This window comes from Micromonospora sp. CNZ295, assembly GCF_004217535.1.
Genome location: NZ_SHKZ01000001.1, coordinates 3,301,832 through 3,327,545 on the forward strand (window position 1 = coordinate 3,301,832; position 25,714 = coordinate 3,327,545).

The following is a 25,714-nucleotide window of genomic DNA, read 5'->3' on the forward strand; positions in this document are numbered from 1 at the left end:
GAGGAGTCAGCGTGTCCGCACCCCGTAACCCCGTCGTGGCCGACCCTGTCGTCGTCGCCGCGGGGACGACGGCGGCCGACGCGGTGGCGGCGGCCGGCCTGCCGGTGAGCGGGCCGAAGGCGGTCGTCGTCGTCCGCGACCCGCAGGGTCAGCTGCGCGACCTGGACTGGACCCCGGCGGACGACACCCCCGTCGAACCGGTGGCCATCGACACCCCGGACGGGCTGGACGTGCTGCGGCACTCCACCGCCCACGTGCTCGCCCAGGCCGTGCAGGACGTCTTCCCGGAGGCGAAGCTCGGCATCGGCCCGCCGATCGAGAACGGCTTCTACTACGACTTCGCGGTGGACAAGCCGTTCCAGCCGGACGACCTGGCGAAGATCGAGAAGCGGATGCAGGAGATCATCAAGTCCGGCCAGCGGTTCCGCCGGCGCCGCTTCCGCAACCTGGACGAGGCGCGGACGGAGCTGGCCGCCGAGCCGTTCAAGCTGGAGCTGATCGACCTCAAGGGCGACGGGCTGGACTCCTCCCAGGTGATGGAGGTGGGCGGCGGCGAGCTGACCATCTACGACAACCTCGCCGCCGACGAGGACAAGGTCTGCTGGTCGGACCTGTGCCGGGGCCCGCACCTGCCGAACACCCGCCTGATCGGGGCGTTCAAGCTGATGCGGTCCGCCGCCGCGTACTGGCGGGGCTCGGAGAAGAACCCGCAGCTGCAGCGGGTGTACGGCACCGCGTGGCCGACCCGCGACGAGCTGAAGGCGTACCTGAGGCTCCTCGAGGAGGCCGCCCGGCGTGACCACCGCAAGCTCGGCGCGGACCTGGACCTGTTCAGCTTCCCCGACGAGATTGGCTCCGGGCTGCCGGTCTTCCACCCCAAGGGTGGGGTGCTCAAGCGGGTGATGGAGGACTACGTCCGCGCCCGCCACATCGAGGAGGGCTTCGAGTACGTCGGCACGCCGCACATCTCGAAGGAAGGCCTCTTCCACACCTCCGGGCATCTGCCGTACTACGCCGACGGGATGTTCCCGCCCATCCCGTTCGAGGGCACGGACTACTACCTCAAGGCGATGAACTGCCCGATGCACAACCTGATCTACCGGTCGCGCGGGCGGTCCTACCGCGAGCTGCCGATGCGACTGTTCGAGTTCGGGTCGGTGTACCGGTACGAGAAGTCGGGCGTCATCCACGGGCTGACCCGGGTGCGCGGCTTCACCCAGGACGACTCGCACTCGTACTGCACGAAGGAGCAGGCGCCGGCCGAGGTCAAGCACCTGCTGGCCTTCGTGCTCGGCCTGCTGAAGGACTTCGGCATCACCGACTTCTACCTGGAGCTGTCGACCCGCGACGAGTCCAAGCCGGACAAGTTCGTCGGCTCCGACGAGGACTGGGCGACGGCGACGGCGGTGCTCGAACAGTGCGCGCTGGACACCGGGCTCGAACTGGTGCCCGACCCGGGTGGCGCGGCCTTCTACGGCCCGAAGATCTCGGTCCAGGCCAAGGACGCCATCGGTCGCACCTGGCAGATGTCGACGATCCAGTACGACTTCAACCAGCCGAAGGGCTTCGGCCTGGAGTACCAGGCGGCCGACGGCAGCCGGCAGCAGCCCGTCATGATCCACTGCGCCAAGTTCGGGTCCATCGAACGCTTCATCGGCGTGCTCACCGAGCACTACGCCGGCGCGTTCCCGGCCTGGCTGGCACCGGTGCAGGTGATCGGCATCCCGATCCGCGAGGACCACGCCGACTACCTGCACGGCTTCGTCGCCGCGCTGCGCGCCGAGGGGGTCCGCGCCCAGGTCGACACCGGTGACGACCGGATGCAGAAGAAGATCCGTACCGCCCAGCAGCAGAAGATCCCGTTCATGGTGATCGCCGGCGACGACGACGTCGCGGCCGGCACGGTGTCCTTCCGGTACCGGGACGGCTCGCAGCGCAACGGCGTACCGATGGCCGAAGCGGTCACCCACGTCCTCGACGTGGTGACCTCCCGCTCCAACCTCGGCCCGACCGCCGCCGAGGTGTAGGGAAGGGCTCCTCCCGGCGCCCCCGGTCGACCCGCCCGCGCCCGGTCCGTCCCCGTGGCGGGCCGGGCGCCGTGCCGATCGGCGGGGCATCGCGCCGGGTCGTAGGATCGCTGCTGTGACTGGGGCGGAGGGACACACCGACGGCGGCATGGCGGACGGCCTGGACCGACTCTGGACGCCCCACCGGATGACCTACATCTCCGGCGAGGACCGGCCGGCGGGCGGGTACGAGAAGCCCACCGGTTGCCCCTTCTGCCTCGCGCCCGGCCGGCCGGAGTCGGAGAGCCTGGTCGTGGCGCGCGGCGAGCACGTGTTCGTGGTGCTCAACCTCTACCCGTACAACCCGGGGCACCTGCTGGTCTGCCCCTACCGGCACGTGGCCGACTACACCGACCTGGACGGCCCGGAGACGGCCGAGCTGGCGACCTTCACGCAGACGGCGATGCGGGTCATCCGCAAGGTCAGCAGCGCGCACGGCTTCAACCTCGGCATGAACCAGGGCGGCGTCGCCGGCGCCGGTATCGCCGCGCACCTGCACCAGCACGTGGTCCCCCGCTGGGGCGGGGACGCCAATTTCATGCCGGTGATCGGCCGCACCAAGGTCCTGCCGCAACTGCTCGGCGACACCCGGAAGCTGCTGGCCAGCGCCTGGCCCTCCTGACGCCCGAACCGCCCGCGGCGGCCGACGCCGACCCGCCGGCCCGGGCGGCACCGGGCCCGGATCGTCCCCCTCCGGCCGTCCCGGGATGACAGGATGCGTCGATGGCAGTCATCACGCGGACGCTGGGGCGCAGCGGCATCGAGGTGAGCGCCCTGGGCATGGGGTGCTGGGCGATCGGCGGCCCCTGGGCGGAGGGCGACCAGCCGCTGGGCTGGGGCGTCGTCGACGACGACGAGTCCGTCCGGGCGGTGCGTCGGGCCCTCGACCTGGGCGTCACCTTCTTCGACACGGCCGACACGTACGGTGCCGGGCACTCGGAGCGGATTCTCGGGCGGGCGCTGGCCGGACGCCGCGACGAGGCGGTCGTCGCCACGAAGTGGGGCTACACGTTCGACGAGCGGGCGCGGCAGGCGACGGGGGAGGACGCGTCCCCGGCGTACCTGCGGCGGGCGGTGACCGACTCGCTGCGCCGGCTGGACACCGACCGCATCGACCTGTACCAGCTGCACCTGGGCGACCTTCCGGTGCCGCGCGCCGAGGCCCTGGTCGGCGCTCTCGAGGACCTGGTCGCCGACGGGCTGGTCCGCGCGTACGGCTGGAGCACCGACCGGGTGGACCGGGCCGCCGCCTGGGGTCAGGCCGCCCGGTGCGCGACCGCCGTCCAGCACACCCTGTCGGTCCTGCGCGACGCGCCGGAGCTGATCGCCGTCTGCGACAAGTACGACCTGGCCAGCGTCGCCCGGTGCCCGCTCGGCATGGGCCTGCTCACCGGCAAGTACACGACCGGCTCCACGCTGCCCCGGGACGACCTGCGCGGGCACGCCCCGGGCTGGCTGGAGTGGTTCCGCGGTGGCCGGCCGGCGCCGGAGTGGCTGCGCCGGGTCGGCGCGGTCCGGACCGCCCTGACCGCCGACGGGCGCACCCTGGCGCAGGGGGCGCTGGGCTGGATCTGGGCGCGCAGCGACCGGACCGTGCCGATCCCCGGCTGCCGTACCGTCGCGCAGGTCGAGGAGAACGCGGCGGCGCTGCAGCGGGGACCGCTCACACCGGACCAGTTCGCCGAGGTGGAACGCCAGTTGGCGGCCCTGCGGGCGGCCGCGCTCCGCGAAGCCGACCGCCCCTACTGGCCCAGCCCCACCCTGCCCCAGGCCCGCCCCTGACACCCCCACTGCCGCCGTGCGCCGCGCAACGGGCCGGAGTGGGGAGCGTCAGGCGTGTTCCTTGCGGATCTGGTCGGCCAGGTGGGCCGGCATGGGGTCGTAGCGGACGAACCGGCGCTGGAACGTGCCGGTGCCGGAGGTCATCGACCGCAGCTCCACCGCGTACCGGACCAGCTCCGTCGCGGGCACCTCGGCGCGGACCAGGGTGCGGCCCTCGCTGGAGGTGTCCGGCTCGGTGCCGAGGACCCGTCCGCGCCGGCCCGACAGGTCGCCCATCACGGCGCCGACCGATGAGTCGGGCACCCGGATGACCACCTCGTCGACCGGCTCGAGCAGGGCCGGCTGGCCCTTCTCGGCGGCGTCCTTCAGCGCCAGCGACCCGGCCGTCTGGAAGGCCGCGTCCGAGGAGTCGACGCTGTGCGCCTTACCGTCGAACAGCGTCACCCGCAGGTCCACCACCGGGAAGCCGGCCACCAGGCCGCGCTCCATCTGGGCCCGGACCCCCTTCTCCACGGACGGGATGTAGTTGTGCGGCACGGCCCCGCCGACCACCCGGTCGACGAACTCGAAGCCGGCACCGCGCGGCAGCGGCTCGACCTCGATGTCGCAGACCGCGTACTGACCGTGGCCGCCGGACTGCTTGACGTGCCGGCCGTGCCCCTTGGCCGCGGCGGTGAACGTCTCCCGCAGCGCCACCCGCACCGGCTCGGTGTCCAGCTCCACGCCGCCGCTGCGCAGCCGTTCCAGCACCACGTCCGCGTGCGCCTCGCCCATGCACCAGAGCACCAGCTGGTGGGTCTCGGCGTTGCGGTCCAGCCGCAGGGTCGGGTCGCCGGCCACCAGCCGGGCCAGGTTGCGGGCGAGGGCGTCCTCGTCGGAGCGGCTGCGCGCCACGATCGCCACCGGCAGCAGCGGCTCCGGCATCTCCCACGGTGCGATCAGCAGCGGGTCGTCCTTCGCCGAGATGGTGTCGCCGGTCTCCGCGCTGCCGGACTTGGTGATCGCGCAGATGTCCCCGGCCACGGCGGCGCTGACCTCCCGCAACGTCGCGCCGAGCGGGGAGTAGAGGTGGCCGACCCGCTCGTCGGCGTCGTGGTCCGGGTGGCCCCGCTCGGCCATGCCGTGCCCGGAGACGTGCACGGTCTGCTCCGGGCGCAGCGTGCCGGAGAAGACCCGGACCAGGGAGACCCGTCCGACGTGCCGGTCGACGGTGGTCTTCACCACCTCGGCGACCAGCGGACCGTCCGGGTCGCAGGTCAGCGGCGGGCGTGGCGCGCCGTCCACGCCGGTCACCGCGGGCAGGTCGTGCTCCAGCGGCGACGGGAAGCCGGCGGTGAGCACCTCCAGCAGAGCGTCGAGCCCCACGCCGGTCTCCGCGCAGACGGGCACCACGGGGTAGAAGTGGGCCCGCGCGACCGCCTTCTCCAGGTCCTCGATGAGGATGTCGGTGCCGATGTCCTCGCCCTCGAGGTACCGGTCCATCAGGGTCTCGTCCTCGCTCTCGGCGATGATGCCCTCGATCAGCTCGTTGCGGGACTCGCCGATCGCCGGCAGGTGCTCCGGGTCCGGCTCGCGCACCTCGGCCGGCAGGCCGCCGGTGTAGTCGAAGACGCGCCGCGTGATCAACCCGAGCAGGCCGACGGTGGAGATGCCGTCGTCGCCGAGCATCGGCAGGTAGAGCGGGAGCACGTTGTCGCCGAAGACCCGCTGGCAGAGCGCGACCGCCTCGTCGAAGTCCGCGCGGGGGTGGTCGAGCCGGGAGACGGCGACCGCCCGGGGCATGTCCACGGCCGCGCACTCCTCCCACAGCGCGGCGGTGGCGGCGTCCATCCCGTCGACGGCGGAGACGACGAACAGCGCGGCGTCGGCGGCCCGCAGGCCGGCGCGCAGCTCGCCGACGAAGTCCGCGTACCCGGGGGTGTCCAGCAGGTTGACCTTGATGCCGTCGTGCAGGAGTGGCGCGCAGGCGAGGCTCACCGATCGCTGCTGGCGTACGGCGGCCGGATCGTGGTCGCAGACCGTGGTGCCGTCGGTGACGCTGCCGGCGCGGCCGATCGTGCCGCTCGCCGCGAGCAGCGCCTCGACCAGCGTCGTCTTGCCGGCACCGGAGTGCCCGACGAGCACCACGTTGCGGACCCTGCCGGGGTCGGTCACCACCGGCACGCCGCCGGTGACCCCCTTCTCCTGATTCTTCTGCGCCATGGGGCGCACCTCCCTCAGCCGGTGGTTGGTGGCGACCGCCGCGCGCTACGGGAGCGGCCCGGGGCGAGTGCGCGGCGATATCCTCCGGTGGTCTGCTGCCAAGCGGGAACGGGACGGGCGGACCGGTGAGCTGCCTCACCTTCCAGGGTCGATCAGACACCCGTTGTCCGGGCGGCACAAGCCTCTGCCGCGCGGGTCGCCGAGGTGGCCGTACCGCGGCCGGGCGGGGGACCGTTATCGTGGGACCGCCATGGCGAAGATCTTCCAAGTGACGGCCCGCGCGGGCATGACCCGCGTCGTCGAGCCGGTCGCGCGCCGCCTGCTCCGCGCGGGCGTCACACCCAACGCGGTCACCGTGACGGGCACCCTCGGTGTGCTCGTCGGCGCGCTCGGCTTCGGCGCGCGCGGCCACCTCGTCGCCGGAGCGCTGATCGTCACGGTCTTCGCGCTCACCGACCTGCTCGACGGGACGATGGCCCGGATGAGCGGTGGCTCCACCCGGTTCGGGGCGTTCCTCGACTCCAGCATGGACCGGGTCGCCGACAGCGCCGTCTTCGGCGCGGTGGCGTACTACCTGGCCACCGAGGGCGACCGCGGGGGCGTCGCCGCCGCGCTGGTCTGCCTGGCGGCCGGGGGCCTGGTCTCGTACGTGAAGGCGCGGGCCGAAGGGCTCGGCATGACCTGCAACGTGGGCATCGCCGAGCGCACCGAGCGGCTGCTCATCGTCGGCGTCGGCGGCCTGCTCGCCGGGCTCGGCCTGCCGGTCGCCCTGCCGGTCGCGCTCTGGCTGCTCGCCGCTGTGTCGATCTTCACGGTGGGGCAGCGGATGGCGCACGTGTACCGGCAGGCCCGCCAGGTGCCCACCGCCCCGGGCGGCCAGGGGTGAGGGCGGCGGGGGGCCGGCTCCGGTGACCCCGACCGAGCTGGCCTACCTGGCCGGGTGGCGCGCCGTCCGCGCGCTGCCCCGGCCCGTCGCGGCCGCGGCCTTCCGGGCGGGCGCCGACCGCGCCCACCGGCGCGGCGGCGGGGGTACGGCCCGACTCCGCGCCAACCTGCGCCGCGTGGTCGGCCCCGACGTGCCCGAGCCGGAGCTCGACGCGCTGGTCCGGGCGGGCCTGCGCTCCTACGCCCGGTACTGGCTGGAGGCGTTCCGCCTGCCCGGGCTCAGCCGGGCGGAGATCCTGGCCGGGTTCCGGCTCGACCGGGCGGAGGTGCTCGCCGCCGACGTGGCCGCCGGCCGGGGTGCGGTCGTCGCCCTGCCGCACGCCGGCAACTGGGACGCGGCGGGCGCCTGGGTCGCGGCGATGGGCTGGCCGATCGCCACGGTCGCCGAACGGCTCAAGCCCGAGGGCGTCTACCAGCGCTTCCTCACCTTCCGGCGGAAGCTGGGCATGGAGATCCTGCCCACCCACGGCGGGGAGCGGCCGGCCTTCGACGTGCTGGTGGACCGGGTCCGCGCCGGTTTCGTCGTCCCGCTGCTCGCCGACCGGGACCTCTCGGCCCGCGGCGTGGAGGTCGACTTCTTCGGTTCCCGCACCCGGATGCCCCCCGGCCCCGCGCTGCTGGCGCTCCGCACCGGCGCGCCGCTGTACGTGGCCTCGATGTGGTACGAGCCGGACGCCGCGTGCGCCACGATCGAGGGACCGCTGCCCGTGCCCGGCCCCGAGGAGGGCCCGCTCGACCAGCGTGTCCGGACGCTGGCCCAGCGGATCGCCGACGGTCTGGCGGCGGGCATCGCCCGGCATCCGGAAGACTGGCACATGTTGCAGCGGATGTGGCTGGACCAGCAGGCCACACCGAACGGCGCGGCCCAGCCCTCGCCGGCCACCGGACAGGTCTGAGGGAAAGGGCGCCAACGTGCGGATCGGCATCGTGTGCCCGTACTCCTTCGACGTGCCGGGCGGCGTGCAGAACCACGTGATGGACCTGGCCGAGGCGCTGATCGGGCTCGGGCACGAGGTGAGCGTCCTCGCCCCCGCCGACGAGGACTCGCCGCTGCCGCCGTACGTGGTGCCGGCCGGGCGGGCGGTTCCCCTGCCGTACAACGGCTCGGTGGCCCGGATCGCCTTCGGCCCGGTCTCGACCGCCCGGGTCCGCCGGTGGATCACCCGCGGCGACTTCGACGTGCTGCACGTGCACGAGCCGCTCACGCTGAGCCTGTCGATGCTGGCCGTGCTCTCCGCCCGCGGCCCGGTGGTGGCCACCTTCCACACCGCGATGACCCGCTCCCGGGTGCTCGCCGCCGCGCAGGGCGTGCTGCAGATCGTGCTGGAACGCATCACCGCCCGGATCGCGGTCAGCGCGCTGGCCCGCAAGGTGCAGGTCGAGCACATGGACGGCGGTGCGGTGGAGATCCCGAACGGGGTGGCCGTCGCGAAGTTCACCGGTGCCGAACCACTGCCCGGCTGGCCGGGGGAGTGCGCGCCGGGCCGGGGCGGGACGATCGGCTTCCTCGGCCGGTTCACCGAGGCGCGCAAGGGCTTCCCCGTGCTGCGGGACGCGTTCCTGCGGTTGGCGCCCGAACGCCCCGGGCTGCGGCTGCTGGTCGCCGGTCCCGGCGACCCGGAGGACCTGTTCGACCCGTTCCCGGCCGAGCTGCGGGACCGGGTCACCTTCCTCGGGCTGGTCTCCGAGGAGGACAAGGCGCGGATGCTGCGCAGCGTCCACCTCTACGTGGCGCCCAACACCGGGGGCGAGTCGTTCGGCATGATCCTCACCGAGGCCCTCGCCGCCGGGACCGCCGTCGTCGCCAGCGACCTCGACGCGTTCCGGCGGGTTCTCGACGGCGGCCGGGCGGGCCGGCTGTTCCGCACCGGTGACCCGGTGGCGCTGCGCAGCGCGCTCGTCGACCTGCTCGACGACGCGGACGCCCGGGCCGAGCTGACCGCCTGCGGCGACCAGGTGGTGGCGAATTTCGACTGGCCCGTGGTTGCCCGCCGGGTTCTGGAGGTATACGCAGCCGCGATCGAGGCAACCGACGGGCGGGTCATCGACCAGGAGTGGGTGGGGCTGGGCTGACCGGCGGGGCCGGTGGTGCCGGACGGGCGGCGGTCGGCCCCGGGCCGGCGGAGACGGAACGGAGCGGCACTACGATGCCGGGCATGTGGTGGGTGGTGGGCGGGACGCTTGTCGTCGCGCTGCTGGCGGCGTACCTCGGGTGGACCGCCGGCCGGGTCGAGCGGCTGCAGGCCCGGGCGGAGCTGGCGGCCCGCGCGCTCGACGCCCACCTGCTGCGCCGCGCGGCGGCGGCCGCGGTGCTCGCCGAGCGCCGCTACGGCGTCGAGCTGTACGCGGCGGCGCGGATCGCGTTGGACGCCCGCCCGGACGAGCGCGAGGCCGCCGAGAACGACCTCACCCGGCAACTGCGCTCGGTGCAGCTGGACCCCGGCGATCCGGACGCCGAGGCCGTCATCGCCGCCAGCCGCCGGCTGGCCCTGGCCCGGCAGGTGCACACCGACCTGGTTCGGGACGCCCGCACGGCCCGTGGGCGGCCACTGGTACGGCTGTTGCGAATGGGGCGTCGCCGGCCGTGGCCGCGCTACTTCGACATCGACGATCCGACGCTGACCACGCCGGCCGACGTGCCCGCGAGCTGAGCCGCTGATCCGGTGCCGCCGGCGCGGCCGATCCGACCGTGATGTGGGCCACAAAGCAGGCCACCGTGGGCCTGATTGGCTGTCGGCGGCGCGTTCAGCCCGTCGTAGCATCGGCCCAGCCACCCCCCGAGCACGTCTCTAGGAGCGATGAACCGTGCCCGAAACCACTTCCCGGAACACCGCGGCCACCCCCGTCACCGGCACCGCCCGCGTCAAGCGGGGCATGGCCGAGATGCTCAAGGGCGGCGTGATCATGGACGTGGTCACCGCTGAGCAGGCCAAGATCGCCGAGGACGCCGGCGCCGTGGCCGTGATGGCGCTGGAGCGGGTGCCCGCCGACATCCGCGCCCAGGGCGGCGTCTCCCGGATGAGCGACCCGGACATGATCGACGGGATCATCAACGCGGTCTCCATCCCGGTCATGGCCAAGGCCCGCATCGGCCACTTCGTCGAGGCGCAGATCCTCCAGTCCCTCGGCGTGGACTACATCGACGAGTCCGAGGTGCTGACCCCCGCGGACTACGAGAACCACATCGACAAGTGGGCGTTCACCGTCCCCTTCGTGTGCGGCGCCACCAACCTGGGGGAGGCCCTGCGCCGGATCAACGAGGGCGCGGCCATGATCCGCTCGAAGGGTGAGGCCGGCACCGGTGACGTCTCCAACGCCACCACCCACATGCGGCGGATCCGCAGCGAGATCCGCCGGTTGCAGTCGCTGCCGGCCGACGAGCTGTACGTGGCCGCCAAGGAGCTGCAGGCGCCGTACGAGCTGGTCAGGGAGGTCGCCGAGACCGGCAAGCTCCCGGTGGTGCTGTTCACCGCCGGTGGGATCGCCACCCCGGCCGACGCCGCGATGATGATGCAGCTCGGCGCCGAGGGCGTGTTCGTCGGCTCGGGCATCTTCAAGTCCGGCAACCCGGCCCAGCGGGCCGCCGCGATCGTCAAGGCCACCACCTTCCACGACGACCCGGACGTGCTGGCGAAGGTCTCCCGGGGCCTCGGCGAGGCCATGGTCGGCATCAACGTCGACGAGATCCCGCAGCCGCACCGCCTGGCCGAGCGCGGCTGGTGAGGTGACGGAGGGGCCCGCCTCAGGGCCCCTTCCCGCCCTCGGAAGGGAGCGAAGTGACGGCACCCGTGATCGGCGTGCTCGCCCTCCAGGGCGACGTACGCGAGCACGCCGCGGCCCTGGTCGCGGCCGGCGCGGAGGCCCGGCCGGTCCGTCGCCCTGCGGAGTTGGACGCGGTCGACGGTCTGGTCGTCCCGGGCGGTGAGTCGACCACGATCAGCAAGCTGGTCGACATCTTCGAGCTGCGCGGACCGATCGACAAGCGCATCGCGGACGGCCTGCCCGTCTACGGGTCGTGCGCGGGCCTGATCATGCTGGCCGGCGAGGTCCTCGACGGCCGGCCCGACCAGCGCGGCTTCGCCGGCATCGAGATGACCGTCCGGCGCAACGCGTTCGGTCGGCAGGTCGACTCGTTCGAGGCGCCGGTGGAGGTGGCCGGCGTCGGGGGAGGGCCGTTCCACGCGGTCTTCATCCGTGCGCCGTGGGTCGAGCGGGTCGGTGCCGGCGTCGAGGTGCTGGGCACCGTGACGCAGGGGCCGGCGGCCGGGCGGATCGTCGCGGTCCGCCAGGGCAACCTGCTGGCCACGTCGTTCCACCCGGAGCTGACCGGCGACCGGCGCCTGCACGCGTACTTCGTCGACCTGGTCCGCACCGCCGGCTGATCCCGGCCGGCACTCCGTCGATCATGAAGTGAGCGGTCCGGGGAAGCGCTTTCCTCGGCGAAAACCTCATGATCGACGGGGGCGGGCGGCGGCGGGGCGATTCTGCGGACGGTCCGGGGCGGGGTGCGGCGCGTGTCGGGAGCCGGCCGCGCCGGTAGGATTGCCGCGATTCGGCAGGGCCATCTGCCCGCCTTCCGCCAGAGCTGACCGGCACCCTTCCGTGTGCGCCGGCGGGAGCGGAGCGAGTGGGATGCGGTCGAAGCAGACGGCGGGTAGCAACGGAGGTAACAGATGTCCGGCCACTCAAAGTGGGCGACGACCAAGCACAAGAAGGCGGTCATCGACGCCAAGCGCGGCAAGATGTTCGCCAAGCTGATCAAGAACGTCGAGGTGGCGGCGCGCACCGGCGGCGGTGACCCGGCCGGCAACCCGACGCTCTACGACGCCATCCAGAAGGCCAAGAAGAACTCCGTCCCCAACGACAACATCGACCGGGCGGTCAAGCGCGGCTCCGGCCTGGAGGCCGGCGGCGCCGACTACCAGACGATCATGTACGAGGGGTACGGCCCGAACGGCGTGGCCCTGCTGATCGAGTGCCTCACCGACAACCGCAACCGCGCGGCCACCGAGGTGCGCACCGCGCTGACCCGCAACGGCGGTTCGTTCGCCGACGCCGGCTCGGTGTCCTACCTGTTCTCCCGCAAGGGCGTGGTGATCGTGCCCAAGGCCGACACCACCGAGGACGACGTGATGCTGGCCGTCCTCGACGCGGGCGCCGAGGAGGTCAACGACCTGGGCGAGGCGTTCGAGGTGGTCTCCGAGCCGGGCGACCTCATCGCCGTCCGCACCGCGCTGCAGGATGCCGGCATCGAGTACGAGTCGGCGGAGTCCTCGCTGGTCCCGAGCGTCAACGTGCCGCTGGACGAGGAGGGGGCGCGGAAGGTCTTCAAGCTGATCGACGTCCTGGAGGACTGCGACGACGTGCAGAACGTCTACGCGAACTTCGACGTCAGCGACGACGTGATGGAGGCCGTCGGCTGAGCCGCCGCCCGGCATCTGGTCGGTTCCCCGCTGACGCTTCTGGTGGGGAACCGGCTACTGCCGTCGAGCCTTCCGCAGCGGCGCACCTCGCCGACGAGGGCGTGCAGGTACGTCGGGCGGCACTCATGGTTGGCGACTGCCGGCCGCCACCCGCCCGGCTAGACTGCGCCGATGGATGGGACACCCGCACAGTTGGTCGGCCGTGCCGGCACGCTGATCGCCGTCGTCGGCGCCGGCATCCTCCTGCTGCACCTCGCCACCAAGGCGCTCGACGCGGGACTCCGGCTCACCGGCGCGCTGCTGGTGATCGGCGGGCTGCTGGTGCGCCTGGTGACCGCGCTGCGGGGGAGCGGGGAAGCACCACCGGACTCCCGGCCGTCCCGCTGACCGTCTCCCGCCGGCGCGGCTCCGGCGTCGGCCGATCCCGGGTCGGGCCGGTCCTCAGCCGACCGTCTCCCGGGACCGCCACGCCGTGCCGATCGAGGTGCGCCCGTTGGTGCGCAGCAGCGAACCCTCGTACACGCGGGCCCCGGCGACCAGGAACGCGGCCGCCGCCACCACCAGCACGGCCAGTGACACCAGCGGTTCCCAGCCGGCCGCGTCACCGGTGAACAGCCGCAGCGGCATCGCCGTCGGCGAGGAGAACGGCAGGTACGACAGCACCCGCATCGCGGTCTCGTTGTCGTTGAGGAAGATCACCGCGAAGAACGGCAGCATCACCGCGAACTGCACCGGCATCGACACCCCGGCGATGTCCTCCTGCCGGTTGACCAGCGCCCCCGCCGCCGCCCACATGGCCGCGATCAGCACGAAGCCCAGCAGGAAGAACGGCAGGAACCAGCCGATCGCCGGCCCCAGCAGGGTGAGCAGCCCGCCGCTGTCGGCGAACCGCATGCCGACCACGGCGACCAGGGCGATCAGCGCGATCTGCCCGAGCGCCAGCACGGTGCCGGCGACCAGCTTGCCGGCCAGCAGCGCCCGCACCGGCACCGCGGCGACCAGGATCTCGACCACCCGGGTCTGCTTCTCCTCCACCACGGACTGCGCGATCTGCACGCCGAACGTCTGCGAGGTGAGGAAGAAGACGAACGCGAACGCGAACGGCACCAGGAACGCCACCACCGGGTCGACGGCGTCCGGGTCGAGCAGCCGCACCTCGGGTCGGGTGCTCAGGGCCGCCACCACGTCGTCCGGCGCCTCGTCCATGGCCAGCACCGCCGGCCCGGCGACCACGGCGGCGTCCACGTCGCCGGCACGGACGGCCTGCTCGGCGGCCCGGTCGTCCGGTACGGTCCGCACCTCCAGGCCGGCGTCGCGCAGCGGCCCGGCCGCCGCCTCGGTCACCGCGACACTGGCCGGGCCACCGGACAGCAGCGACGGCAGTACGGTCGCCGCCGCGGCGAAGAGCAGGAAGAACAGCGTGCTGAACAGGAACGTGCGGTCGCGCAGCCGGACCCGGATCTCGCGGGCGGCGACCAGTTGGGTGGCCTGCGTGGTGTTCACTGGGCGACCTCTCGGAAGATCTCGGTGAGGGAGGGGGCGACCGGGCGGAACGCCCGGACCGGACCGCGGGCCAGCGCCGCCTGCAGCACCGGCTGTTCGTCCGCACCGGGAGCCAGATCGAACACGGCCCGGGCGCCGTCCAGGTCGACCAGGGTCACCCCCGGCTGGTCCCGGAGCCAGCCGGCGTCCGTGTCCACCCTCAGCTCGAAGCGGGGCGAGGTGTACGCGGCCCGCAACTGCTCGCGACTGCCGGCCGCCCGGATCACCCCACCCGCGATGATCACGAGGTCGTCGCAGAGCCGCTCGACGACGTCGAGCTGGTGGCTGGAGAAGAGCACCGGCACCCCGGCGGCGGCCCGCTCGCGCAGCACGGCCACCACCGTGTCGACGGCCATCGGGTCGAGACCGGAGAACGGCTCGTCGAGCACCAGCACCTCGGGATCGTGCACCAGTGCGGCGGCGATCTGGGCGCGCTGCTGGTTGCCCAGCGACAGCGTCTCCAACTGGTCGCCGGCGCGTTCGGCCAGCCCGACCCGCTCCAGCAGGGCGTCGGTGCTGCGCCGGGCCGCCGCCGCCGTCATGCCGTGCAACTGGCCCAGGTACGCCACCTGCTCCCGGACGCTCATCTTCGGGTAGAGGCCGCGTTCCTCCGGCAGGTAGCCGAACCGCCGGCGGACCTCCCGGGTCAGCGGCTCACCCCGCCAGCTCACCTGGCCGGCGTCGGCGGCGAGGACGCCGAGGATGATCCGCATGGTGGTGGTCTTGCCGGCGCCGTTGCCGCCCACGAAGCCGGTCATCCGCCCGGCGGGCACGTCGAAGGACACGTTCTGGAGCACCCGGCGGTCGCCGAAACTGCGGTCGACGCCGTCGAGTCGGAGCATGTCGGTCACGATGATCACGCTAGTTCCGCGCCGGGCGGTCGCCGTCCGTCCGGCGGTGGAACCCCGGGATCCTCCTGCGGGCGGACGCGGTCACCCGCCGGGCCGCACCACACCGTGCTCGTACGCGAAGACCACCGCCTGCACCCGGTCGCGCAGGCCGAGCTTGGCCAGCACCCGGCTCACGTGCGTCTTCACCGTCGCCTCGCCCAGGTGCAGGTCGGCGGCGATCTCGGCGTTGCTGGCGCCCCGGGCCACGAGGGCCAGCACCTCCCGTTCCCGGGGGGTGAGCTCGCGCAGCGCCGCCTCGGGGGACGCGCCGCCGGCGCCCGCGCCGCCGGGGCGGGCGAAGGTGGCGATCACCCGCCGGGTGAGTTCCGGTGCGAGCAGCCCGTCGCCGCGGGCCAGCACCCGGATCGCCTCGACCAGCGCCTCCGGGGTGCCGTTCTTCAGCAGGAAGCCGCTGGCCCCGGCGCGCAGCGCGGCGAACAGGTAGTCGTCCCGGTCGAAGGTGGTGAGGATCAGCACCGCGGGCCCGCCCGGCCCGTCCTGGTCGGCGGTGATCCGCCGGGTCGCCTCCAGCCCGTCGACACCCGGCATCTCCACGTCCATCAGCACCACGTCGGGACGCAGCGCCCGGACCATGCCGACGGCGCGCTCGCCGTCCGCGGCCTCCCCGACCACCTCGATGTCGTCCTCCACCTCGAGGATGACCCGGAAGCCGGTGCGGACCAGGTGCTGGTCGTCGGCGAGCAGCACCCGGATCGGCCCGCCCGCCGCCGCCCCGGCGTTCACGCCGCGGCTCCGCTACGCCGCGTGCCGCCGTGCGGCCCGGCCGCGCTGGTTCGGGCGATCGGCTCACCGGGTCCGCTCACGCCGGACGCTCCGCCGCCACCGGGAGCGGGAAGCGGGCGCGTACCCGCCAGCCGCCGCCGGCCCGCGCGCCGACCTCCAGCGCGCCGCCGTGGGTGGCGACCCGCTCGCGCATGCCGATCAGACCCACCCCGTCCGGGTTGGGCGGGCGGGTGGGCCGTCCGTCGTCGGTCACATCGACCTCCACCTCGTGGGCCAGGTAGCGGATCCGTACGTCCAGGACGGTCGCGCCGGCGGCGTGCTTGAGCACGTTCGTCACGGCCTCCTGGACCACCCGGTACGCCGCCTGGGACAGCGACTCGGGCAGGGGCGCCGGGTCCCCGTACACCCCGAGGGTGGCCCGCAGGCCGGCCTCGCGGGCCCGGTCGACCACGGCGGCGATCTGGTCGATCCCGCCGGGGCCGGCCGGTCCCGGGCCGCCGGTGTCGGCGTCCCGGGCGCGCAGCACGCCGAGCATCCGGCGCAGCTCGTCGACCGCCCTGCGGGCGGTCTCCTCGATCGCGCTCAGCGCCGTGCGCGCCTTGGCCGGGTCCCGGTCGAAGACCCGCCGGGCGGCGGCCGCCTGCACGCCCATGACCGACACGTGGTGGGCGACGACGTCGTGCAGCTCCCGGGCGATGCGGACGCGCTCGTCGACCACCGCGTGCTCGCGTATCTCGGCCTGGGACCGGCGCAGCTCCTCGGCCTGGGTGCGGAGGTCGTGCTGCCGGCGGGCGGCCAGCCAGGCCGTCTCGCCGAAGAAGTACGCGAACCCGAAGTAGAGGACGTTGACCAGCACCCCGCTGACGATCGCGGCGAGCACCGGGGGCACCGGCCCGACCGCGCGGGCGAAGGCATCCGGCGGGATGCTGCCGATGGTCGTGGCGTAGTAGACGCCGAGCCAGACGAACATGGTGGCGATGACGCCGATCCGCAGCCGCCGGGACAGCCGGCGGTCGCGGCCCCAGGCGCCGAGCGTGTAGATGGCCGCGAACAACGCCCACCCCGACAGCTGCGTCTCCGGAGCGGAGCGCGCCTGCGCCGCGATGAACGCCGCCGAGATCACCAGCGTGACGGTGGCGGGGAAGCGGCGTCGCCAGATCAGCGGCAGGACCACCGCCACGGTCCAGAACACCTGTTCCGGCCCGGAGGGCGGCGGCCCGAGCAGGAACGCCCCGGTGCTGCGCGCCAGGGTGAGGCTGAACAGCGCCAGCACCGTGGCGGCCAGCCCGACGTAGACGTCGAACCGCTGCTGCTCCCGGGTGGGTCCGGGGCGCCGCCAGTCGTCCTCCGCCTCGATGCTCATCCTGGTGAGGATCTCATCCGGCCGGCGGCCCCGGTGCGGTACCCGGCCGGAGGCCCGCTCCGGCGGCCGCGCAGGGGCACGCCGGGGTACAGCCGTGCTGCGGCCCGGCACCCGTTCGAGGGGGCCGGGCCGCAGCGGAGGGGGGCCTCAGCGGTTGGCGCGGTACGCTTTGACGGCGCTGTCCACGGTGTCCCAGAGCGTGATCAGGATCGTGCTGACCACCACGATGGTGGCGACGACGTCCAGGTTGCGGCCCTCGCCGAGCCAGTCGAAGCGGGCCACGAGATCGGGGTTGAGCAGCCGGTCGGTCGACATCAGCCAGATCACCGGCACCGCGAACGCCAGGTTGAGCGCCGCGTTCACCGCGACCAGCGGCCAGGTCCAGCGGCCGGCCCGGTACTTGGCGATCTCCAGGCCGACGGTGGCGACCAGCACGGCGATCAGGAAGGGCAGCCAGAAGCTCCACAGGGCCGGGTCGAGGATCGGCAGGTTCCCGGTGCCGTCGGCGGGGACGAACGACCGGAAGTGCTGCAGCGGCAGATAGGCGATGAAGAGCGCCAGGAAGCCGATCGCGGCGGCGGTGTCGGTCAGGGTGATCTGCCGGTTCACCGGGCCTGCCGGCAGTTGGTCGACGTTCCAGGCGGGCAGGTTCAGCGGGGTGTTGGTCCGCTCCAGGACCGCGAAGACCAGGGTGACCCAGAACGCGATCTGGAGGGCCACGGTCAACGCGGTCGTGATCCCCTGCCCGACGGCCCCGCCGACATTCTCGCCGTCGGTCGCCGCCAGCAGGCCGACGATGACGCCGACCGTGGCCGGCACGAAGCTGAGCAGGAGCTTCAGCAGTCGTTCCCAGGCCAGGTAGTAGGTGGGGCCGATGAGTTGCAGGCGGCGGTCGGCGTAGCGGGCGGCGAGCTGCGCCGGGTCGCCCAGCTCCGTGAGGACCTCCCGCTCGGCGGCGGTGGTGTCCTCTCCGGCGGCGGCCCGGCCCTCGATCATGTCCTCGATCGAGGCGCGCAGCTCGGTGGCGATCTCCTCGCGACGGGCGGTCGGCACCGAGCGCAGGGCCGCGGCGACGTAGCGGTCGGTCAGGGAGGTCATCGGTCGACTCCTTCGAGCAGGGCGGTCATGGAGGTCTGGACGGCGGCGAGGTCGGTGAGGAGCCGGTCGAGCACGGCCTCGCCGTCGGGGCTGGTCCGGTAGAACTTGCGCGGCCGGCTCTCCTCGGTGTTCCACTCGCTGGTCAGCAGCCCCTGGTCCTCGAGGCGGCGCAGCAGCGGGTAGAGCGTGTTGGCGTCGACGGGGAAGCCGTGCCCGGTGAGGCGTTGCAGCAGCGCGTAGCCGTAGTCGGGGCGGCGCAACGCGATGAGGCTCGCCACCACGACCGTGCCCCGGCGCAGCTCCTGCAGGTGGGTCCGGAGGATCTCTTCGCTGACCATGCATCACACGATACTGTGCGGCACACACTGTTGTCCAGCGCCACTCTGCTGTGTTGGGCAGCATAGTTGTTGGCGGTACAGCAGTGTGGGGCGTCCGGGCCAGCCCGGACGCCCCACGACCCGGCCGGCCGGGGTGACGCCCCGCACCGCCGGAGAGCGCTCAGCAGGCGCTGCCCTGCCGGAACGCCCGCTCGACGAAATCGGCCCGACCGGCCGCGTAGTAGCCGACGCCGGACCGGATCGGGTGGCCGGTGTAGAGCTCGACCCGGTCACCGAACCGGACGAGGTACGCCGACTCGTCCCCGGCGTCGTTGCGGATCATCGACCCGCGCCGGCCGTAGATCTCCTCCAGCTCCGCGAAGGACATCCCGACGGACCCGCCCGCCGGTGAGCGCGGGGGCACGGTGGCGGTCCCCACCTCGACCAGCCGGCCGTGCCGGAACACCAGCAGGATCGTCCCGGCCCACCCACCGGTCACCCCGGCGTGCAGCACGCCGCCACACAACTCGACCGACCAGTCGATGAGGCCGGCGGCGGACAGCCGGGACAGGCGGGCCCCGATGCGGAACGGCCCGGCGCCCCGGACGCTGAGGACCTCGACGCCGCCGACGGCGGGGCGGGCCGGTGCCGTCGCCGTGCCGGCCGGACCGGCGGTGCTGGCCCGCATTCCGGCGGCAGCCGAGCCGGCACCGGCCCGGGTCGGGTCGGCGGGCGGGGCGGCGAGCGGCCGGCCTGCGGCGCCGGGGGTGGCCACGGTGGTGGAGAACGCGAGCGGCCGCGCCGAGGCCGGGGCGGCCTGGAGAGCCGGCAGGACGGCGGCCAGGGCCAGCGCGCCGGCGAGAGCGGTGGACGGGAGACGGTTCATGGCGATGCTCCTCAAGGGTGAGTCGGGGTCTCCTGTGCCCTGTTGGTCTCCGCGTCGACGACATCGGTTCGTCAGGTTCCCGACCGGTCGCCACCACCGGCCCGGTTCGCCGGGGGATCCCGCCCGCCGGCGCCGGCGGCTACCGTCGGAGGCGGGGGTGACGTCGTGGGCACTCCGGGCCGGATCGGCGCGTACCGGATCGAGCGGCTGCTCGGCACGGGATCGTTCGCGACCGTCTGGCTCGGCCACGACGCCGTCCTGGAGTCCCGGGTCGCGATCAAGGTGTTGGCCGAGAACTGGAGCCATGACCTGCGGGTCCGGGAACGCTTCCTGGACGAGGCCCGGCTGCTGCGGCGGCTCGACCATCCACGGCTGGTGCGGGTGCACGGCGTGGGGGAGTTGCCCGACGGCCGGCCGTACGCCGTGCTGGCCTGGGCCGACGGGGGGAGCCTGCGGGACCGGCTGGTTGCCGGTCCGCTGCCGGTCCCGGCCGCCCTGGCGCTGCTCGCGGAGATCGCCGACGGTGTGGCGGTCCTGCACCGGCACGGTGTGGTGCACCGGGACCTGACCCCGGGCAACATCCTGTTCGCGTCCGGGCCGCACCGGGAACGGGTGCTCATCGCCGATCTCGGTCTGGCCAAGGCGCTCGCCGCCGCGTCCGGGCTCACCGCCCGGGCCGGTACGCCCGGCTACATGGCTCCCGAGCAGGACGACCCGGCGGCCGTCGTGGACACCCGCGCGGACGTGTTCGGCCTGGGCCGGCTCGGCGTACGCCTGCTGGCCGAGCCGGGCGACGCGCTGCCCGGGCCGCAGGCGAACGGCCCGGACCGGCCGCCCGAGCCGGCCGCCACCGAGGGTGCGCCCCGGCCGACGGCGACCTGGCGGGACGGCTCCGGCCGGGTGTCCCGGCGGCGGTGCCGGCAGTGCTGCGCCGGGCCACCGCCCGCCGTCCGGCCGACCGCTACCCCGATGCCGCCGCGTTCGGCGCCGCGCTCCGGCACGCCGCCACGACCGCACCGCTCCGGGACGCCGCCGCGGCGGCGCCGGCCACCGCGCTCCGGCCGGCGTCCCCGGGCGCGCGGACCGCGCGCCGGCTGCGGTGGGCGGTAGCCGGCCTGCTCGCGTTCGCCCCGCTCGCGGTGACCGCCGCCGACGGTACGCCGCGTGCGCGGCACGGCGGCAGCGGGCCGCTCACCGTCACCTTGCCGCCCGGCTGGCGGGCGGCGGGCACCGGCTGGGCGGGACAGTACGGCAGTGACGGTGCCCTCGAACCGGCGTTGGTGGTCTCGCCGGACCCCGACCGGTGGGCCGCCGATCCCACCGTGCCGGGCGCCTTCGTGGGCCTCTCCCCGAGCACCGGGGGGCGGACCACTCCGGAGGGGTTCCTCGCCGAGCGCCCGCACGCCGACTGCCTCGCCGAGCCCGTCCGGCGCACCCGCCAGGCTGGCGTCGACTGGGTCGTGGCGGCGTACGCGTGCCGGGCCGCACGACCGGTGATCGTCGAGGCGGCCGGGCTCGCCCCGGCCGGGCTGCTCTACGCGCAGGTCGTGCCGCCCGCAGAGGGCGCCGCGGCGTTCGTGGACGCCCTGCTCGCCGGGGTGCGGGCGGACCGGCCCGCCTAGACCGCCACGACGGTGACCCGGTGGTCCGTGCCGTGCTGCGGGATCGTCACCACGACCGTGCCGGCGCGGACGAACCGGATGTCCACCACGCCGGCCTCGTAGCTGCGGGAGACCAGGTCCTCCCGGTCCACGCGGACCTCACCCGGCCCGATGCCGATGAGGCGCAGCACCCCGCCGGTGGCGAAGCAGAGCGACCGCAGCAGCGCCAGCTCGGTCTCGGCGAGCACCACGTCGTACCGAACCGGGCCGAGGCACGCGCCCGGCAGCTCGCTGGGCGACGGCGATCTCGTACCGGAGCCGCGGGTCGGCCGGGCCGGTGTCGGCGCGCGTACCGTCGCCGGGGCCACCGCCGGGGCGGTCGGCGGCGGCGTGGGCGGGGTGGTGCCCGCCGCGCCGGTGGTGGCCGCGACCGGTGGTCGCACCGGCAGCGGGGCGACGGGGGCATCGTCGCCGCACGCCGCGAGCAGGGCCGCGCACAGCGCCAGGACGCGCAAACCCCGGCGCCCGTCCTCAGCCATCGGACAACCGCTGCCGTACCTGCTGGCGGGCCTCGTGCAGGCGGGACTTGACGGTCCCTTCGGGCAGGCCCAGCGCCTCGGCGATCTCGCGGTAGCTCAGCCCGAGGACGTCACGCAACGTGACCGCCTCGGCGAACTCGGGGCGCACCGCGTCGAGCGCGTCGAGCAGGTCCAGCCGGGTGCCGGCGACCACACTGGTCCGGCGGGGATCGGGCGGTTCCGGTAGCGGAACACCGGCGGCCTCCACCAGCCACCGCCGGCGCAGCACCCGGTAGGTCGAGCGGGAGCGGTTCGCGGCGAGCCGGTACAGCCAGGTGTGGAACGACGACCGGCCCTCGAACCGGCCGATCCCGGCGGCCACCGCGAGCAGCGTGTCCTGGCAGGCCTCCTCGGCGTCCTCGCGGTTGGGCAGCAGGCGCCCGCAGAGCCGCAGCACCTCCGGGCGGACGGTGGCCAGCAGCGCGTCGACCGCGCCCGGATCGCCTCGCGCGGCCGACCTGGCCAGGTCGTCGACACTGTCCGCGAGGGGCATCACGCCGTCCCCGTTCCCGCCGGTTCGCCGTGCCGTCCACGTTACGCGCGGGGCCGGGGCGGGTGCCCGGCGAGTCCGGCAGCCGACTCGGCGGGCCGGCGGGGAGATCCGTGCCACCCGGCGGTGATCTGTCCGCGCGGCTGCTGGAGGTGCGTTCCAGGGCGGGGATAGGGTGGGCCGACCGACTTCTCTCCAGCCACGAAGCCGACCCGGGGGGCGCCACGCATGGGCGATTCGTTCGCGCATCTGCATGTGCACACGGAGTACTCGATGCTCGACGGCGCGGCCCGGCTCAAGGACCTGTTCGCCGAGGTCGGCCGCCAGGAGATGCCGGCGGTCGCGATGACCGACCACGGCAACATGCACGGCGCGAACGACTTCTACAAGCAGGCGATGGCCGCCGGGGTGAAGCCGATCCTCGGCGTCGAGGCGTACGTCGCCCCGGAGTCGCGGTTCCACAAGCAGCGGGTCAAGTGGGGCCGCCCCGAGCAGAAGAGCGACGACGTCTCCGGTAACGGCGCGATCACCCACATGACCATGTGGGCGCAGAACAAGGCCGGACTGCACAACCTCTTCAAGCTCAACTCGCTCGCCTCCATCGAGGGCCACTACATCAAGTGGCCCCGGATGGACATGGAGCTGATCGCGGAGTACGCCGAGGGGATCATGGCCACGACCGGCTGCCCCTCCGGTGCCGTCCAGACCCGGCTGCGGCTCGGGCAGTTCGACGAGGCGCTCAAGGTCGCCGGCGCGTACCAGGACATCTTCGGCCGGGAGAACTACTTCCTGGAACTGATGGACCACGGCCTCGACATCGAGAAGCGGGTCCGCGACGGGCTGGTCGAGATCGCCCGGAAGCTCGACATCCCGCCGGTGGTCACCAACGACTCGCACTACACCCGCGAGGAGCAGGCGGAGGCACACGACGTGCTGCTCTGCGTGCAGACCGCCAGCAACATCGACGATCCGAACCGGTTCCGCCTGGAGGGCGGCGGCTACTACATCAAATCCGCCGACCAGATGCGCGGGGTCGACACGTCCGAACTGTGGCTGCGGGGCTGCCGCAACACCCTGCTGGTCGCCGAGAAGGTCGACCCGACCGGCATGTTCGAGTTCCGCAACCTGATGCCCCGCTTCCCCGTGCCGGAGGGGGAGACCGAGGAGTCCTGGTTCCGCAAGGAGACGTTCAAGGGGCTGGCCCGCCGCTTCCCGGACGGGATCCCGGAGACCCACGCCCAGCAGGCCGAGTACGAGCTGGGCGTCATCATCCAGATGGGTTTCCCGTCGTACTTCCTCGTGGTCGCCGACTTCATCCAGTGGGCGAAGAGCCAGGGCATCGCGGTCGGTCCGGGCCGGGGCTCGGCGGCCGGCTCGCTGGTCGCGTACGCCCTGGGCATCACCGACCTGGACCCGCTGCCGCACGGCCTGATCTTCGAGCGGTTCCTGAACCCCGAGCGGGTGTCCATGCCGGACGTCGACATCGACTTCGACGAGCGTCGGCGCGGTGAGGTCATCAAGTACGTCACCGAGAAGTGGGGCGAGGACAAGGTCGCGCAGATCGCGACCTTCGGCACGATCAAGGCGAAGGCCGCGATCAAGGACTCGGCCCGGGTGCTCGGCTACCCGTACGCGGTGGGCGACCGGATCACCAAGGCGATGCCGCCCGCGGTGATGGGCAAGGACATCCCGCTGACCGGCATCTTCGACCCGAAGCACCCGCGCTACGCCGAGGCCGGCGAGATCCGGGGCCTCTACGAGTCGGATCCGGACGTCAAGAAGGTCATCGACACCGCACGCGGCATCGAAGGGCTGATCCGGCAGACCGGCGTGCACGCGGCGGGCGTCATCATGTCCGCCGAGCCGATCATCGAGCACATCCCGCTGATGCGCCGCGACGCCGACGGGGCGATCATCACGCAGTTCGACTACCCGACCTGCGAGTCGCTCGGGCTGCTGAAGATGGACTTCCTCGGCCTGCGCAACCTGACCATCATCGACGACGCCCTGAAGAACATCGAGAGCAACCACGGGCGCAAGGTCGACCTGCTCAAGCTGCCGCTGGACGACAAGCCGACGTACGAGCTGCTGGCCCGCGGCGACACCCTCGGCGTCTTCCAGCTCGACGGCGGGCCGATGCGCTCGCTGCTGCGGATGATGAAGCCGGACAACTTCGAGGACATCTCCGCGGTCCTGGCGCTGTACCGGCCCGGCCCGATGGGCGCCAACTCGCACACCAACTACGCCCTGCGCAAGAACGGGCTCCAGGAGATCACCCCGATCCACCCGGAGCTGGCCGAGCCGCTGGAGGAGATCCTCGGCCCCACCTACGGCCTGATCGTCTACCAGGAGCAGGTGCAGCGCGCCGCGCAGAAGCTCGCCGGCTACTCGCTCGGCCAGGCCGATCTGCTGCGCCGGGCGATGGGCAAGAAGAAGAAGGAGGTCCTCGACAAGGAGTTCGTGCCGTTCCGCGACGGCATGCGCGCCAACGGCTACTCCGACGAGGCCATCCAGACGCTGTGGGACATCCTGGTCCCGTTCGCCGACTACGCGTTCAACAAGGCGCACACCGCCGGGTACGGGCTGGTGTCGTACTGGACCGGCTACCTGAAGGCGAACTACCCGGCCGAGTACATGGCCGCGCTGCTCACCTCGGTGGGCGACGACAAGGACAAGATGGCGCTCTACCTGTCGGAGTGCCGCCGGATGGGCATCCAGGTGCTCCCACCGGACGTGAACACCTCCGCCGGCCCGTTCACCCCGGTCGGCAAGGACATCCGCTTCGGCCTGGCGGCGATCCGCAACGTCGGCGCCAACGTGGTGAGCTCGATCATGCGCTGCCGCGAGGAGAAGGGCGCGTACACCGACTTCTACGACTTCCTGTCCAAGGTGGACGCGGTGGTCTGCAACAAGAAGACCGTGGAATCGCTGATCAAGGCCGGGGCGTTCGACTCGCTGGGGCACCCCCGCAAGGGTCTGCTCGCGGTGCACGCCGACGCCATCGACGCGTTCGCCGACGTCAAGCGCAAGGAGGCCGTCGGCCAGTACGACCTGTTCGGCGCCGGGTTCGGCGACACCGACGCCGGGGGGAGCACCACGGTGATGCCCACCATCGCCGAGGGGGAGTGGGACAAGCGCGACAAGCTCGCCTTCGAACGCGAGATGCTCGGCCTGTACGTCTCCGACCACCCGCTGTTCGGCCTGGAGCACATCCTGAACGCCGCGGCGGACACCACGATCGCCGCGCTCGCCGAGGACGGCGCCGTGCCCGACGGCGCCGTGGTCACCCTGGCCGGCATCCTCTCCGGCGTGCAGCGCCGGGTCACCAAGCAGGGCCGCGCCTGGGCCTCGGCCACCCTGGAGGACCTCGCCGGCGGCGTGGAGACGCTGTTCTTCCCCAACACCTACGAGGTGATCGGGCAGTACATCGCCGAGGACGCGATCGTGGTGGTCAAGGGGCGGGTCGACCGCCGCGACGACACCCCGCGGATCATGGCGATGGACATGTCCATGCCGGACATCAGCAGCAGCGCGGCCAACAAGCCGGTCACGCTCACCATCCCGGTCACCCGCTGCACCCCGCCGCTGGTCGAGCGGCTGAAGGAGACGCTGGTGCTGCACCCCGGCGACGCGGAGGTGCACGTCAAGCTGCTCAACGGCAGCAAGGTGACCCGGCTGCGACTGGGTCCGTTCCGGGTGGCGCCGACCACCGCGCTGATGGCCGACCTGAAGAGCGTCCTCGGCCCGGCCAACGTCAGCTGAGCTGGCGGCGGGCGGCGGCACGCCG

The 25,714-nt window shown here is 73.4% G+C and carries 24 protein-coding genes; 14 read left to right on the top strand and 10 right to left on the bottom strand.

The annotated features are described in order from the left end of the window. Window positions 1–11 precede the first annotated feature (11 nt). The 3 genes from thrS to EV376_RS15580 all read left to right on the top strand — a co-directional run bounded on the left by thrS (window position 12) and on the right by EV376_RS15580 (window position 3,848). Window positions 12–2,027 carry a threonine--tRNA ligase gene (gene thrS / locus EV376_RS15570; RefSeq protein WP_130323941.1) on the top strand — a complete coding sequence of 672 codons (2,016 nt, stop codon included), beginning with the start codon at window positions 12–14 and terminating at the stop codon, window positions 2,025–2,027. Window positions 2,028–2,175: 148 nt separating this feature from the next. After that, complete coding sequence (locus EV376_RS15575) at window positions 2,176–2,688, top strand: HIT family protein (RefSeq protein ID WP_207228556.1); 513 nt, start codon at window positions 2,176–2,178, stop codon at window positions 2,686–2,688. A gap of 101 nt (window positions 2,689–2,789) precedes the next feature. Further along, window positions 2,790–3,848 carry an aldo/keto reductase gene (locus EV376_RS15580; protein ID WP_130323944.1) on the top strand — a complete coding sequence of 353 codons (1,059 nt, stop codon included), beginning with the start codon at window positions 2,790–2,792 and terminating at the stop codon, window positions 3,846–3,848. A 48-nt stretch (window positions 3,849–3,896) separates the two neighbouring features. Here the strand turns inward: EV376_RS15580 and EV376_RS15585 are convergent, their stop codons facing one another. After that, window positions 3,897–6,050: an elongation factor G-like protein EF-G2 gene (locus EV376_RS15585; protein ID WP_130323946.1), complete on the bottom strand. Its 2,154-nt coding sequence runs from the start codon at window positions 6,048–6,050 to the stop codon at window positions 3,897–3,899. A gap of 250 nt (window positions 6,051–6,300) precedes the next feature. Between EV376_RS15585 and pgsA the strand changes: the two genes are divergently transcribed. From pgsA to EV376_RS15625, 8 genes are all read left to right on the top strand, one after another. Then, complete coding sequence (pgsA, locus tag EV376_RS15590) at window positions 6,301–6,936, top strand: phosphatidylinositol phosphate synthase (protein WP_130323948.1); 636 nt, start codon at window positions 6,301–6,303, stop codon at window positions 6,934–6,936. 22 nt (window positions 6,937–6,958) lie between these two features. Next, entirely contained in the window at window positions 6,959–7,891 is a 933-nt protein-coding gene (locus tag EV376_RS15595) for a phosphatidylinositol mannoside acyltransferase (RefSeq protein ID WP_130323950.1), read from the top strand. A gap of 16 nt (window positions 7,892–7,907) precedes the next feature. Beyond that, on the top strand, window positions 7,908–9,068 hold the full coding sequence (locus tag EV376_RS15600; RefSeq protein WP_130323952.1) for a glycosyltransferase family 4 protein: 1,161 nt from the start codon (window positions 7,908–7,910) through the stop codon (window positions 9,066–9,068). An 83-nt stretch (window positions 9,069–9,151) separates the two neighbouring features. Next, window positions 9,152–9,646, top strand: a complete 495-nt coding sequence (locus EV376_RS15605; protein ID WP_207228166.1) for a hypothetical protein — start codon at window positions 9,152–9,154, stop codon at window positions 9,644–9,646. A 154-nt stretch (window positions 9,647–9,800) separates the two neighbouring features. After that, window positions 9,801–10,718: a pyridoxal 5'-phosphate synthase lyase subunit PdxS gene (pdxS, locus tag EV376_RS15610; RefSeq protein ID WP_130323956.1), complete on the top strand. Its 918-nt coding sequence runs from the start codon at window positions 9,801–9,803 to the stop codon at window positions 10,716–10,718. Between the two features lie 53 nt (window positions 10,719–10,771). Continuing rightward, entirely contained in the window at window positions 10,772–11,377 is a 606-nt protein-coding gene (pdxT, locus tag EV376_RS15615; RefSeq protein WP_130323957.1) for a pyridoxal 5'-phosphate synthase glutaminase subunit PdxT, read from the top strand. A 291-nt stretch (window positions 11,378–11,668) separates the two neighbouring features. Further along, entirely contained in the window at window positions 11,669–12,418 is a 750-nt protein-coding gene (locus EV376_RS15620) for a YebC/PmpR family DNA-binding transcriptional regulator (protein WP_130323959.1), read from the top strand. Window positions 12,419–12,589: 171 nt separating this feature from the next. Then, a complete protein-coding gene (locus tag EV376_RS15625; protein WP_130323961.1) occupies window positions 12,590–12,805 on the top strand; it encodes a hypothetical protein in 216 nt (71 codons plus the stop codon). A gap of 54 nt (window positions 12,806–12,859) precedes the next feature. Here EV376_RS15625 and EV376_RS15630 read toward each other — a convergent pair whose 3' ends face one another. From EV376_RS15630 to EV376_RS15660, 7 genes are all read right to left on the bottom strand, one after another. Further along, on the bottom strand, window positions 12,860–13,921 hold the full coding sequence (locus EV376_RS15630; protein WP_130323963.1) for an ABC transporter permease: 1,062 nt from the start codon (window positions 13,919–13,921) through the stop codon (window positions 12,860–12,862). Beyond that, window positions 13,918–14,802 carry an ATP-binding cassette domain-containing protein gene (locus EV376_RS15635; RefSeq protein WP_130328676.1) on the bottom strand — a complete coding sequence of 295 codons (885 nt, stop codon included), beginning with the start codon at window positions 14,800–14,802 and terminating at the stop codon, window positions 13,918–13,920. Before EV376_RS15635 ends, EV376_RS15630 begins: the two co-directional genes overlap by 4 nt. A 90-nt stretch (window positions 14,803–14,892) precedes the next feature. Next, complete coding sequence (locus tag EV376_RS15640) at window positions 14,893–15,594, bottom strand: response regulator transcription factor (RefSeq protein ID WP_130323965.1); 702 nt, start codon at window positions 15,592–15,594, stop codon at window positions 14,893–14,895. Window positions 15,595–15,670: 76 nt separating this feature from the next. Next, complete coding sequence (locus tag EV376_RS15645) at window positions 15,671–16,957, bottom strand: sensor histidine kinase (protein ID WP_130323967.1); 1,287 nt, start codon at window positions 16,955–16,957, stop codon at window positions 15,671–15,673. Window positions 16,958–17,104: 147 nt separating this feature from the next. Next, entirely contained in the window at window positions 17,105–18,055 is a 951-nt protein-coding gene (locus EV376_RS15650; RefSeq protein WP_130323969.1) for an HAAS signaling domain-containing protein, read from the bottom strand. Beyond that, window positions 18,052–18,393 (bottom strand): PadR family transcriptional regulator, encoded by a 342-nt coding sequence (locus EV376_RS15655; protein ID WP_130323971.1) that lies wholly within the window; start codon window positions 18,391–18,393, stop codon window positions 18,052–18,054. Before EV376_RS15655 ends, EV376_RS15650 begins: the two co-directional genes overlap by 4 nt. Window positions 18,394–18,553: 160 nt before the next feature. Continuing rightward, window positions 18,554–19,258: a hypothetical protein gene (locus EV376_RS15660; RefSeq protein WP_130323973.1), complete on the bottom strand. Its 705-nt coding sequence runs from the start codon at window positions 19,256–19,258 to the stop codon at window positions 18,554–18,556. A gap of 165 nt (window positions 19,259–19,423) precedes the next feature. Here EV376_RS15660 and EV376_RS30905 point away from each other — a divergent pair, with 165 nt between their 5' ends. After that, window positions 19,424–20,368, top strand: a complete 945-nt coding sequence (locus EV376_RS30905; protein ID WP_486482649.1) for a serine/threonine protein kinase — start codon at window positions 19,424–19,426, stop codon at window positions 20,366–20,368. Between the two features lie 29 nt (window positions 20,369–20,397). Next, window positions 20,398–20,880, top strand: a complete 483-nt coding sequence (locus EV376_RS30910) for a hypothetical protein (RefSeq protein WP_486482650.1) — start codon at window positions 20,398–20,400, stop codon at window positions 20,878–20,880. On the opposite strand, the gene EV376_RS15670 is transcribed toward EV376_RS30910, so the two are convergent. Together EV376_RS15670 and EV376_RS15675 are read right to left on the bottom strand one after the other, a co-directional pair. Further along, on the bottom strand, window positions 20,877–21,398 hold the full coding sequence (locus EV376_RS15670; RefSeq protein ID WP_130323975.1) for a hypothetical protein: 522 nt from the start codon (window positions 21,396–21,398) through the stop codon (window positions 20,877–20,879). The genes EV376_RS30910 and EV376_RS15670 overlap by 4 nt on opposite strands. Next, on the bottom strand, window positions 21,391–21,930 hold the full coding sequence (locus tag EV376_RS15675; protein WP_130323977.1) for an RNA polymerase sigma factor: 540 nt from the start codon (window positions 21,928–21,930) through the stop codon (window positions 21,391–21,393). The genes EV376_RS15670 and EV376_RS15675 overlap by 8 nt, the downstream gene beginning before the upstream one ends. A gap of 225 nt (window positions 21,931–22,155) precedes the next feature. On the opposite strand from EV376_RS15675, the gene dnaE reads away from it, so the two are divergent. Next, a complete protein-coding gene (dnaE, locus tag EV376_RS15680; protein ID WP_130323979.1) occupies window positions 22,156–25,689 on the top strand; it encodes a DNA polymerase III subunit alpha in 3,534 nt (1,177 codons plus the stop codon). Window positions 25,690–25,714 lie beyond the last annotated feature (25 nt).

Coding starts and splice junctions, on each gene's coding strand:
- EV376_RS15620 (WP_130323959.1), top strand. CDS start 11,669: ATGTCCGGCCACTCAAAGTGGGCGACGACCAAGCACAAGAAGGCGGTC.
- dnaE (WP_130323979.1), top strand. CDS start 22,156: ATGGGCGATTCGTTCGCGCATCTGCATGTGCACACGGAGTACTCGATG.
- EV376_RS15655 (WP_130323971.1), bottom strand. CDS start 18,393: ATGGTCAGCGAAGAGATCCTCCGGACCCACCTGCAGGAGCTGCGCCGG.
- EV376_RS15585 (WP_130323946.1), bottom strand. CDS start 6,050: ATGGCGCAGAAGAATCAGGAGAAGGGGGTCACCGGCGGCGTGCCGGTG.
- EV376_RS15575 (WP_207228556.1), top strand. CDS start 2,176: ATGGCGGACGGCCTGGACCGACTCTGGACGCCCCACCGGATGACCTAC.
- EV376_RS15645 (WP_130323967.1), bottom strand. CDS start 16,957: ATGAGCATCGAGGCGGAGGACGACTGGCGGCGCCCCGGACCCACCCGG.
- EV376_RS15625 (WP_130323961.1), top strand. CDS start 12,590: ATGGATGGGACACCCGCACAGTTGGTCGGCCGTGCCGGCACGCTGATC.
- EV376_RS15650 (WP_130323969.1), bottom strand. CDS start 18,055: ATGACCTCCCTGACCGACCGCTACGTCGCCGCGGCCCTGCGCTCGGTG.
- EV376_RS15675 (WP_130323977.1), bottom strand. CDS start 21,930: ATGCCCCTCGCGGACAGTGTCGACGACCTGGCCAGGTCGGCCGCGCGA.
- EV376_RS15580 (WP_130323944.1), top strand. CDS start 2,790: ATGGCAGTCATCACGCGGACGCTGGGGCGCAGCGGCATCGAGGTGAGC.
- pgsA (WP_130323948.1), top strand. CDS start 6,301: ATGGCGAAGATCTTCCAAGTGACGGCCCGCGCGGGCATGACCCGCGTC.
- EV376_RS15670 (WP_130323975.1), bottom strand. CDS start 21,398: ATGGCTGAGGACGGGCGCCGGGGTTTGCGCGTCCTGGCGCTGTGCGCG.
- EV376_RS15660 (WP_130323973.1), bottom strand. CDS start 19,258: ATGAACCGTCTCCCGTCCACCGCTCTCGCCGGCGCGCTGGCCCTGGCC.
- EV376_RS15605 (WP_207228166.1), top strand. CDS start 9,152: ATGTGGTGGGTGGTGGGCGGGACGCTTGTCGTCGCGCTGCTGGCGGCG.
- EV376_RS15635 (WP_130328676.1), bottom strand. CDS start 14,802: ATGCTCCGACTCGACGGCGTCGACCGCAGTTTCGGCGACCGCCGGGTG.